General features: G+C 66.2%; 13 protein-coding genes. 9 read left to right on the top strand and 4 right to left on the bottom strand.

The window, feature by feature from the left end:
• Positions 1-499: 499 nt before the first annotated feature.
• The 3 genes from QN347_RS17620 to QN347_RS17610 all read left to right on the top strand — a co-directional run bounded on the left by QN347_RS17620 (position 500) and on the right by QN347_RS17610 (position 2,485).
• On the top strand, positions 500-961 hold the full coding sequence (locus QN347_RS17620) for a hypothetical protein (RefSeq protein ID WP_322163860.1): 462 nt from the start codon (positions 500-502) through the stop codon (positions 959-961).
• Between the two features lie 97 nt (positions 962-1,058).
• The gene (locus QN347_RS17615) at positions 1,059-2,039 is read left to right on the top strand and encodes an SPFH domain-containing protein (protein ID WP_322163861.1); all 981 of its coding nucleotides are present in this window, start codon (positions 1,059-1,061) and stop codon (positions 2,037-2,039) included.
• The gene (locus QN347_RS17610; RefSeq protein WP_133191950.1) at positions 2,039-2,485 is read left to right on the top strand and encodes an NfeD family protein; all 447 of its coding nucleotides are present in this window, start codon (positions 2,039-2,041) and stop codon (positions 2,483-2,485) included. The genes QN347_RS17615 and QN347_RS17610 overlap by 1 nt, the downstream gene beginning before the upstream one ends.
• A 262-nt stretch (positions 2,486-2,747) precedes the next feature.
• On the opposite strand, the gene QN347_RS17605 is transcribed toward QN347_RS17610, so the two are convergent.
• From QN347_RS17605 to QN347_RS17590, 4 genes are all read right to left on the bottom strand, one after another.
• A complete protein-coding gene (locus QN347_RS17605) occupies positions 2,748-3,392 on the bottom strand; it encodes a hypothetical protein (protein WP_322163862.1) in 645 nt (214 codons plus the stop codon).
• 87 nt (positions 3,393-3,479) lie between these two features.
• Positions 3,480-3,794: a hypothetical protein gene (locus QN347_RS17600; protein ID WP_322163863.1), complete on the bottom strand. Its 315-nt coding sequence runs from the start codon at positions 3,792-3,794 to the stop codon at positions 3,480-3,482.
• A gap of 41 nt (positions 3,795-3,835) precedes the next feature.
• The gene (locus QN347_RS17595; RefSeq protein WP_322163864.1) at positions 3,836-4,288 is read right to left on the bottom strand and encodes a hypothetical protein; all 453 of its coding nucleotides are present in this window, start codon (positions 4,286-4,288) and stop codon (positions 3,836-3,838) included.
• 45 nt (positions 4,289-4,333) lie between these two features.
• The gene (locus tag QN347_RS17590) at positions 4,334-5,941 is read right to left on the bottom strand and encodes a phosphoenolpyruvate carboxykinase (protein WP_189674675.1); all 1,608 of its coding nucleotides are present in this window, start codon (positions 5,939-5,941) and stop codon (positions 4,334-4,336) included.
• A gap of 166 nt (positions 5,942-6,107) precedes the next feature.
• Here QN347_RS17590 and QN347_RS17585 point away from each other — a divergent pair, with 166 nt between their 5' ends.
• Genes QN347_RS17585 through QN347_RS17560 form a run of 6 tightly spaced genes read left to right on the top strand, consistent with a single transcriptional unit; the run spans position 6,108 to position 10,474 of the window.
• Positions 6,108-6,815, top strand: coding sequence for a response regulator transcription factor (locus tag QN347_RS17585; protein ID WP_133188126.1), 708 nt, complete (start codon positions 6,108-6,110; stop codon positions 6,813-6,815).
• Positions 6,784-8,400 carry an ATP-binding protein gene (locus QN347_RS17580; protein ID WP_416350888.1) on the top strand — a complete coding sequence of 539 codons (1,617 nt, stop codon included), beginning with the start codon at positions 6,784-6,786 and terminating at the stop codon, positions 8,398-8,400. Before QN347_RS17585 ends, QN347_RS17580 begins: the two co-directional genes overlap by 32 nt.
• The gene (locus QN347_RS17575) at positions 8,397-8,819 is read left to right on the top strand and encodes an HPr kinase/phosphorylase (RefSeq protein ID WP_189674673.1); all 423 of its coding nucleotides are present in this window, start codon (positions 8,397-8,399) and stop codon (positions 8,817-8,819) included. Before QN347_RS17580 ends, QN347_RS17575 begins: the two co-directional genes overlap by 4 nt.
• A complete protein-coding gene (gene rapZ / locus QN347_RS17570) occupies positions 8,816-9,781 on the top strand; it encodes an RNase adapter RapZ (protein WP_322163866.1) in 966 nt (321 codons plus the stop codon). Before QN347_RS17575 ends, rapZ begins: the two co-directional genes overlap by 4 nt.
• Positions 9,782-9,794: 13 nt before the next feature.
• A complete protein-coding gene (locus QN347_RS17565) occupies positions 9,795-10,202 on the top strand; it encodes a PTS sugar transporter subunit IIA (RefSeq protein WP_133188118.1) in 408 nt (135 codons plus the stop codon).
• On the top strand, positions 10,202-10,474 hold the full coding sequence (locus QN347_RS17560) for an HPr family phosphocarrier protein (protein WP_133188116.1): 273 nt from the start codon (positions 10,202-10,204) through the stop codon (positions 10,472-10,474). The genes QN347_RS17565 and QN347_RS17560 overlap by 1 nt, the downstream gene beginning before the upstream one ends.
• Positions 10,475-10,516: the final 42 nt, after the last annotated feature.

Raw genomic sequence — 10,516 nt, 5'->3', positions numbered from 1 at the left:
AGATGTGTATAAGAGACAGGCAGACGGGGGCGCGGTGGAAAGTCGCACGAGAGTCGCACCATCGCGGGTGGCTCACAAGCCCCTCCCCTGAAGGGGAGGGTCAAGAAGAAGACGTTGAACCCTGTGCGACGAACCGTGCCTCGGTTGACTCGATTGACCCCAAGACGTGATGTTTCCTTTTCCGATCGTTTCCGTTCCTGGACCAATACGGAATGTGGGTGACTTCCCCTTTCGTTCCGCCGCCCGGCGCAGGCCAAGCGAAACTGTCGCAAAGGCGCGAGGATGATAAGCCAGACCGTTCAAAGAGCAGGTAAGAACATAGCACGAACGTAGCTTGTAGGAAAGACTAAACGGAGCCTTCCGCGAGAACAGCCAACCAACGCTGCATAGCGGTTTGCGATCCGCGCCGCGTGGTGTCACTATCGCGCCATCAACTCCTGATACGAACAGTGTTCCCGCATCGATCGCGACCTGAATATTTCATATCCGAGGAAACGACATGAAAACGTTGGCGATCACGATGCTCCTCTTGCTCGTTCCTGCATCTTCTTCTGCGGCGGGATCGTCCGCGGGCATGCCGAAACCAATTTTCAGTTGCGGGATCGGCACCAAGCGCGTGTCGGTCAACTTGGTAGGCACTCAGCTGGTCTATCATTACGGCACGCAGCCAAAAGAGGAGATGTCGATCATCGGCGACCGGCAAAGCGGCAATGTCTTCTGGCTGACACAGCGAATGGCAGGGGTCGAATACCAGCTGCGTTTCAAGAGCGGTGCCTATAGTTACATCGTCTATACCGTCGAAGGAAATGCGATGTCTGGCGCGAGGCCTGCAGCGGGCCTTGTCGTCATGCAGGGTACAAAGACGATTTCGGACAAGAGATGCGCGAAATATGCCGAGTTCCAGCCGAACTTTGATTTCTCTTCGCTGCCGGAAGACTCTCCGGAGTATTCCGCGATGTAACGAGGGCTTGCATAGGAGCCCCCCTACCCCCTTACCCCCAATCTGCTAAAACCCAACAATCGCGCCCGCCCCTCCGCGGTCGCGCAAGGGGAACCCCATGCCACTCATCATCGCCGGCCTGCTCATTATCCTCGTGCTGCTCTACCTCATGCTCGGCATGAAGGTCGTCCGCCAAGGCTATCAGTACACGATCGAACGCTTCGGCAAGTTCACCGCGGTCGCCAAACCCGGGCTCACCTTCATCGTGCCGCTGTTCGACCGGGTCGGTCGGAAAGTGAACATGATGGAGCAGGTGCTCGACATTCCCGGCCAGGAGATCATCACCAAGGACAATGCGATGGTCGCGGTCGACGGCGTGGTGTTCTTCCAAGTGCTCGATGCGGCCAAGGCGGCGTATGAGGTGAGCGACCTGTATCTCGCGATCATGCAGCTCGCGACGACGAACTTGCGCACCGTGATGGGCTCGATGGACTTGGACGAGACGCTGTCGAAGCGCGACGAGATCAACACGCGGCTGCTGATGGTGGTCGATCACGCGACCGAGAGCTGGGGCGTCAAGATCACGCGTGTCGAGCTGAAGGACATCCGCCCGCCCGCCGACATCGTCAACGCGATGACGCGCCAGATGAAGGCCGAGCGCGAGAAGCGCGCGACGATCCTCGAATCGGAAGCGGCCCGCCAGAATGCGATCAACCGCGCCGAGGGGCAGAAACAGTCGCAGATCCTCGAGGCCGAAGGGCGCCGCGAATCGGCGTTCCGCGACGCCGAGGCGCGCGAGCGCGCGGCCGAGGCCGAAGCGGCGGCGACCAAGGCGGTCTCGGATGCGATCGAGGGCGGCAGCGTCCAGGCGATCAACTATTTCATCGCGCAGAAATATGTCGAGGCGATCGGCAAGTTCGCGACCTCGCCTAATGCCAAGACGATCCTCTTCCCGGTCGAGGCGACGCAGCTGATGGGGACGCTCGGCGGGATCGGCGAGCTGGCGCGCGAGGCGATCGTCGGGTCGCCGTCGGCCTCGCCGGTGGTCAAGCCGCGGCCGCGGCCGGGTCCATTCGAGGCGGAGGAGCCCGCGGCATGATGCTGTTCGGGGTGGTGTGGAGCCTCGGCGCGCTGTGGCTGGCGGCGGCGCTCGCGCTCGTCATCGCCGAGATGCTCGTGCCGGGCTTCTTCCTGGTGTTCCTCGGCGCGGGTGCGGTCGGGACCGGGCTGCTCGTGCTGATCGTGCCGGGGGTGCCGATCGTGCTGCAGGCGTTGGTCTTCGCCGGGCTGACCGCGGGCGCGGTGGCGATCGGGTGGCGCTGGTATCGCGGGCTCGACACGACGCGCGCCGACCCGGCGCTCAACGATCGCGCGGCGCGGTTGATCGGCCGGCGCGTGCTGGTGTGCGAGGCGATCGTCGATGGCGAAGGCCGCGTTACGGTGGGCGACGGGGCTTGGACCGCCATCGGGCCCGATGCGGCGGTTGGCGCCAGCGTGCGGATCGTCGGGGCGGATGGGAGCGTGTTGCGGGTCGAGCTGGGCTGAGCTGGCTTTGCTTGGTGCGATTTTCGGGCGCGCGAAGAAGAAGGATGGTTCGCGCGGAGGCGCGCGCGAGGGATCGGCGTTCCGCTCATCGATCGGTCGTGCCCGCGAGCGTGACACTCCCTCACCGCTTCGTCATCCCCGCGAATGCGGGGATCCCGCTCTTTCTGGCGCGCCGAGTAGAAGCGGGGCCCTCGCTTTCGCGAGGGTGACGGAGGAGGAATGATTAACGGGGCTTCCGCCAGTAGGGCGACGCCGCATGGCGCTACCGCCCGGCGTTGACGCGGTCGATCGTCGGGCGGTCGAACGCCTGGTCCTTGTAACGGCCATTGGCGTCGACCCAGTGCAGGAAGAGATGCGCCGACCAGGCATTGGGGTTGGGCTCGAGCCGGCCGTGGCGGTGGTGGACGCCCTGATAGAGCACGCCGTCGCCCGGCTGCATCGCGACCGATCCGAACGCGGTCTCGCCGAAATCCGCGCGCACTACCGGCTGCGGGACGGGATCGGCGACGGTCGCGACCGACAGCGGCCAAGGCGTTTCGTCGCCATAGGCGATCGTCAGCGAGACGCTGTGCTCGCACGCCGGGCGATCGGTGTGGATGCGGCACACGTCGCCGCGCTGATAGAGCCGGAAATAGGCGTAGGTCGGGAGCAACGCGCAGCGAGTTGCTTGCGCGATCCGCGGGGTTAGCCCCCACAGGAAGGTCAGCATCGGCGGATATTGCAGCGCGTAGATCTCGATCGCGTCCTTGGTCAGCAACGGTCCGCGCGCGGTGAAGCGGCGCATCGAGGCGTTGGTGAGCCCCAGATCCTGGCGCATCCGATCGTAGAACGCGTGAAGCACCGCCGGCGGAAACAGGCCGGGGAGCGCGGCATAGCCGTTCGCGCGATACTCGTCGGTTTCGTTCATCTCCAGACGCTTAGCCAATCGCGCGCGGCGATTGAAGCGTAAAGCGGATCGGTCGCGCGGCGGCGCGACGCGACCGATCCGAAAGGCTCATTTCTTTCCGAAGAAACCCTCGGCCAGGCCACCGAGCTGGCCGAGCACCCCGCCCTGCCCGGCGAGCTGGCTCGCAAAGCCGGCAAGCGCGCCCTCCCCGCCGAGATGCGCGAGGATCTGTTGGAGCGTGTCGGTCGGCAGGCCGGTGGTCTCGGCTGCGGTCGCGACGGTGTCGCCAGGTGCCGCATGCGCCTGGCCGAGCGCGGCGACCGCCGATTCGATCTGGTCGGGGGTCAGGCCGATCTTCTCGGCGAGGTTCTTCACGTCGACGTTTTGGGTGACTTGGCCAAGCAGGCCGTCGAGCATTCCCATGGGTGCATCCTTGATCGTCAATTTGCGAGACGCCGAGCGTATCACGCCACGGGCAGCGGCGCGAGATCGGGCGTGACGAAAGCGCGCCGCGCCGCGACGGAGAAGAGCCGCGCGCGGCTGTAGAAGCGCAGCGGCCAATCGCGCTGCCCCGCGGGGCTGGCGAGCAGCGCATCGACGCTGGTAACGAGCGATTCGGCCGGGTCGCGCGCGGCGAGATGCGCGCGGATGCCGGCGAGATAGGCGCGAGTGATCGTGTCGTGATAGCCCTGGCTGTCGTCATTCACCCCGCCGACGGCGACGTTGTAGCGCGAGATGATCGTCGCGATCTGCGCATCGAGGTCGATGTCGCGCCGGTCGCGGGCGAGCCAGAGCGTTGCGGCGAGATGCGCCTCGTGCGTCCAGTCGGGGCGCGGCAGGCTGCGGTCGAGCAGCCCCTCCCCCACGCGCCGGATCGCGGCGTCATCGGGAAAGGGGCGGAAGGGCAAGTCGGTCATCGGATCGGGCTCCAATGCGGTGCCCGATCCGGAGACGCGGGCAGGTCAGGCGGCGGCGGCGACTTTGGGCGCGGATTGTCGCACGCCTTCGTCGACATGCTCGGCGAATTGCGCGAAGTTTTCGACGAACAGATCGACGAGCCTTGCCGCCGTGGCGTCATAGGCCGCCTTGTCGGCCCAGGTCGCGCGCGGATCGAGGATCGCGCTGTCGACGCCGGGCACGGCGACGGGGACCTTGAAGCCGAAGTTCGGATCGGTGCGGAACTCGGCGTCGTTGAGCGAACCATCGAGCGCGGCGTTGAGCAAGGCGCGCGTCGCCTTGATCGGCATCCGGCTGCCGATGCCATATTTGCCGCCGGTCCAGCCGGTGTTGACCAGCCAGCAATCGACCCCGCCCTTGGCGATCCGGCTTTTCAGCAAATTGCCATAGACCGAGGGGTGCCGCGCCATGAACGGGGCGCCGAAGCAAGTCGAGAAGGTCGCGTCGGGCTCGGTCACGCCGATCTCGGTGCCGGCGACGCGCGCGGTGTAGCCTGAGAGGAAGTGGTACATCGCCTGTTCGGGGGTGAGCTTGGCGATCGGCGGGAGGATGCCGTACGCGTCGGCGGTCAGCATCACGATGTTGCGCGGCACCGGCCCCATGTTCTTTTCGGACGCATTGGGGATGAAGTCGATCGGATACGCGCCGCGGCTGTTCTCGGCGAGGCTCGCGTCGTCCAGGTCGAGCTGGCGCGTTACCGGGTCCATCACGACATTTTCGAGGATCGTCCCAAAACGCTTTGTGGTGGCGAAGATTTCGGGCTCGGCGTCGGCCGAGAGGCGGATCATCTTGGCGTAGCAGCCGCCTTCGAAGTTGAAGACCGCGGTGTCGGACCAGCCATGCTCGTCATCGCCGATCAGCGTGCGGCTGGCATCGGCGCTGAGCGTCGTCTTGCCGGTGCCCGACAGGCCGAAGAACACCGCGGTGTCGCCGTCGGGGCCCATATTGGCCGAGCAGTGCATCGGCATCACGCCCGTTGGCGGGAGGAGATAGTTGAGCAGGCTGAACACCGACTTCTTCATCTCGCCGGCATAGCGCGTGCCGCCGATCAGGATGAGCTTGTCAGTGAAATTGACCGCGATCACGGTCTCGCTGCGGCAGCCGTGGCGCTCGGGCGAAGCGCGGAAGCTCGGCAAGTCGATGATCGTATAGTCGGGGACGAAGCCGCGCAGCTCGCTTTCCTCGGGGCGGACGAGCATCGTGCGGATGAAGCTGTTGTGCCAGGCGAGCTCGTTGATCACGCGGACCTGGACGCGGTGCTCGGGCTGCGAGCCGCCGAACAGATCCTGGACGAACAGATCTTCCTTGTCCCGCAGCGCGGACAGGAAATCGGCCTTGAGGACAGCGAAATGCTCGGGCGACATCGCCTTGTTGCTCTTGCCCCACCACACCGTACTCTCGGTTTCGGCGTCGCGGACGATGAACTTGTCCTGCGCCGAGCGGCCGGTATGCGCGCCGGTTTCGACCACCAGCGGGCCGTCGGCGGACAATTTGCCTTCCCCGCGGGCGATCGCCGACTGGATCAGCCGGGCGGTGACGAGATTCCAGTGCAGATTTGCGCGGGTTTCGATGCCCTGCGATTCAAGGCCGGCGGTGGGTATGCGATCGCTCACTGGGGTTTCTCCTACTGTCCCGTGCGGGTCATTTTGACCTCGCGGTGTTCCGGTCGCGCATATCGAGGCGGGGCGTGCCGGTCAAATCGGTCCGTTCAGCTTCCATTGAGGCTGGGCGGCTAATGGATTAAGCCGCCTGCGAAATGATGAAGGATTGCCCCCGCCGATGACGGCAACGATCGCGCTGGTCGATGACGACCGCAACATCCTCACATCGGTATCGATCGCGTTGCAGGCCGAAGGCTTTGTCACGCGGCTCTATTCCGATGGCGAGACCGCGCTCAAGGCGCTGATCGACAATCCGCCCGACATCGCGATCCTCGACATCAAGATGCCGCGGATGGACGGGCTCGAGCTGCTACGACGCTTGCGCGAGAAGAGCATGATCCCGGTGATCTTCCTGACCTCGAAGGATGACGAACTCGACGAGGCGCTGGGCCTGGCGATGGGAGCCGACGACTATATCGCCAAGCCCTTCTCGCAGCGGCTGCTGATCGCACGGATCCGTGCGATCCTGCGGCGGACCGAAGTCTCGACGAGCGGATCGGCGGGCGAGGAGGCGAGCGCGGAGACGTCGCTCACGCGTGGGCGGCTCGCGATGGATACCGCGCGGCACCGCGTCACCTGGGGCGGCGAAAACGTCGTGCTGACGGTGACCGAGTTCCTGATCCTCGAAACGCTCGCGCAGCGGCCCGGCATCGTCAAGACGCGCAACCAGTTGATGGATGCCGCCTATCACGACGATATCTATGTCGACGACCGGACGATCGACAGCCATATCAAGCGCGTCCGGCGGAAGTTCCGCCAGGTCGATCCCGAATTCGACGCGATCGAGACGCTGTATGGAGCGGGCTATCGTTTCTCGGAGGACTGACCCCGCGGCGGCGGCGATGCTCGTGCTCGATCCGAGCGACGAGGATGCGCGCGCGCTGTCGTTGCGCTGGTCGGCGCGCGTCTCGCTCACGCCGCGCATCCTGTTCGTCAACGTCTTCGCGCTGGCGATGCTCGCGGGCGGGTTCTTCTATCTCGATTCGTATCGCAGCCGGATCGTCGACGGGCGCGTCACGCAATCGATCCGCGAGGCGCGGCTGATCGCCGAGGCGGTGGTCGCGGTGCCGACCGCGCAACGCCCCGACCTCTCGGTCAAGCTGGCGCGCGACATGGGCAGCTGGATCCGCATTTACGATGCCGACGCCAAGCTGATCATCGACACGCGCGCGCTGGGCCTGCGCAACTTCGTGCTGCAGGACCCAGACAAACAGGCCTGGACCCAGGGCGCGGCGCGCTTCCTCGACGCCGGGATCGACACCGTCGTCGGCACGCCGCGCGCGCCGCTCTATCGCGAGCGTAGCAACGGGCTCGCCTGGCCCGACGTGCGCACCGTGCGTTCGGCGCCGACCGTCGCGGCGACGGTATGGCGTGCCCCCGATCGCACGCCCGTCATCACCGCCGCCTCGCCGATGCCCGGCGGCAGCGTGGTGATGACGACCTTCAATGCGCGCGACATCACGCAGACGGTGCGCGTCGAACGCTTCCGGCTGAGCATCGTGCTGTTCGTCGTCGCGATCGTCTCGGTGCTGCTGTCGCTGTTCCTCGCGCGCACGATCGTGCGGCCGCTGCGGCGGCTCGCCTGGTCGGCGGTGCGCGTCCGGCTCGGGCGGGCGCGCGAGGTGGTTGTGCCGCGGCTGCCCGAGCGGCGCGACGAGATCGGGATGCTCGCGCGTGCACTGTCGGACATGAGCCTCGCACTTCGCGCGCGGATCGATGCGATCGAGGCGTTCGCCGCCGATGTGACGCACGAGATGAAGAACCCGCTCGCGTCGCTGCGCTCGGCGGTCGAGGGACTGGCGATGGTCAAGGATCCGGCGCTGCAGGAGCGCTTGCTCGCGATCGTGCGCGACGATGTTCACCGGCTCGACCGGCTGATCACCGATATTGCCGAGGCATCGCGGCTCGACGCGCAGCTTAGCCGCGCGAAGTTCGAGCCAGTCGATCTCGGCGCGATGATCGCGGCGCTGATCGGCAGCCGTGAGGCGCGCGGCGTCGAACGCGGCATCCGGCTGGAGTTCGACCGGCGGCAAGCCGAGTCGCTCGTCGTGCTGGGCGAAGGCGCGCGGCTCGAGCGCGTGCTCGAAAATGTCATCGAGAATGCGATTTCCTTCTCGCCCGATCGCGGGCTGATCCGGATCGTCGCGCGCCACGAGCCCGACGGCGTGTTCGTCGCGATCGAGGATGAAGGTCCCGGCGTTCCCGAGGAAGCGCGCGAGCAGGTGTTCCAGCGCTTCCAGTCGCTGCGCCCGGCGGGCGAGGCGTTCGGCAAGCATTCGGGGCTCGGGCTCGCTATCGCGCGGACGATCGTCGATGCGCACCAGGGCAGCATCGTCGCGACCGAACGCACCAACCGCGCCGCGGGCGCTCGCTTCGTCATTCGCCTGCCCGCCGCGGAAACCGCCGGATGAGCCTGCGTATCCATGCGACGACGATCGCGATCGGGGAGCTCGGCGTGATGCTGATCGGCCCGTCGGGGAGCGGCAAGTCGGACCTTGCGCTGCGGCTGATCGATCGCGGGGCACGTCTCGTCAGCGACGACTATACCGCGGTCCGCGCGGTCGCAGGCGGGCTCCGCGCGACGGCACCCGACACGATCGCCGGAAAGATCGAGGTGCGCGGGATCGGGATCCGGGCTATGCCGTATATCGACGAGATTGCGGTCGCACTCGTTATACGGCTTGGAGGTGCGGTCGCGCGGATGCCCGAGCGGAACGAGTCGACCGTCATCGCTGGCATTGCAGTGCCCGTGGTCGCGCTCGATGCTTTCGCGGCTTCGGCACCGATCAAGGTGGAATTGGCGCTCCGCGACGTTAGAGAGACGCTATGAAACGCGATCCCAAGGATATCCTGCTCGTCACCGGCATGTCGGGCGCGGGGAAATCGACCGTGTTGCGCACGCTCGAGGATCTCGGCTGGGAAGTGGTCGACAATCTGCCGCTGCTGCTGCTCGATCGCTTGCTCAATGCGCCGTTGCCCGAGGGGTTCGAGCGTTCGGCACAGCCGCTCGCGCTCGGCATCGGCGCGCGGACGCGCGATTTCGATCCCGAACGGATCGTCGAGCGAATCAAGCAGCTGCGCGAAGTCCATGGCTATGACATCGGCACGCTGTTCCTCGATTGCGCGGGGAACGAACTCGAGCGGCGCTATTCGGAGACGCGGCGGCGGCACCCGCTCGCGCTCGACCGGCCGGCGTCGGACGGCATCGCGCGCGAACGCGAATTGCTGTCCCCCTTGCGCGGCTGGGCGAACCGGCTGATCGACACGACGAACCTCACCGCGAACGAACTCGCGCAGCAAGTGCGCGCGACGTTTTCGGGCGAGCAGCTCGGCGAACGGCTGGGCGAGCCGACCTTGTCGGTGATGTCGTTCGGCTTTGCGCGCGGGTTGCCGCGCAACGCCGATCTGGTGTTCGACATGCGCTTCCTGCGCAATCCACATTGGGTGCCCGAGCTGCGCCCGGGGACCGGGCTCGATGCCGACGTCTCGGCCTATATCGCGCAGGACCCGGCGTATGACGCCGCGCTCGCGCAGATCGAGGCGCTGCTGCTGCTGCTGCTCCCGCGCTACCGTGCCGAGGGAAAATCGTATGTTACGATCGCCTTGGGCTGTACCGGGGGGAGACATCGCTCGGTCCATGTCGCGCAGCGGATCGCCGCGCGGTTGCGCGCCGAGGGATTTTCGCCCACGGTCGCGCACCGCGATCTCGCCGCTGCCCCGCAAGACTCACTTGAGGGCGTGCGCGACGGGACGCCCGATGAGATTAGGGACGATGGGGCGCGTGTTGCATGAAGTGGGTGGGACGATGATCGGACTGGTTCTCGTGACCCACGGCCGTTTGGCCGATGAGTTCGTGACGGCGATGGAGCATGTGGTCGGCAAGCAGGAGCATGTCGCCACGGTCAATATCGGCCCCGAGGACGATATGGAGGCGCGCCGCAACGACATTGCCGAGGCGATCGGTCGCGTCGATACCGGGCGCGGGGTGATCCTGCTGACCGACCTGTTCGGCGGGACGCCGTCGAACCTCGCGATTTCGCTGATGGAGCGCGGGCGGATCGAAGTGATCGCTGGGATCAACCTGCCGATGCTGATCCGGCTCGAATCGGCGCGCAAGAAAATGAAGATCGTCGATGCCGTCGCCGCCGCGCGCGAGGCGGGGCGGAAATATATTTCGGTCGCCTCCGAGGTTCTCGGCGAGGCGGCCGCCTGATGTCGGTCAAGCGTTCGGTGTTGATTACCAACAAGCGCGGGCTGCATGCGCGGGCCAGCGCCAAGTTCGTCACGCTCGCCGCGTCGCAGCCGTGCGAGCTGCAGGTCGAGAAGGATGGCGCCGGGTCGGTGACGGGCACCTCGATCATGGGGCTGATGATGCTCGGCGCGGCGATGGGCGACACGATCTCGATTTCGGCCGAGGGCGAGCATGCCGAGACCGCGGTCGGCGCGCTGTGCGCGCTGGTCGAGGCGAAGTTCGGCGAGGACTGAGCCACCTCTTCCCCCCTCCCGCTTGCGGGAGGGGTCGGGGGT

Source organism: Sphingomonas sp. 10B4 (assembly GCF_035019905.1).
In the GTDB taxonomy this organism is placed as follows: domain Bacteria; phylum Pseudomonadota; class Alphaproteobacteria; order Sphingomonadales; family Sphingomonadaceae; genus Sphingomonas; species Sphingomonas glacialis.
This window is presented reverse-complemented; position numbering and strand designations above follow the sequence as displayed.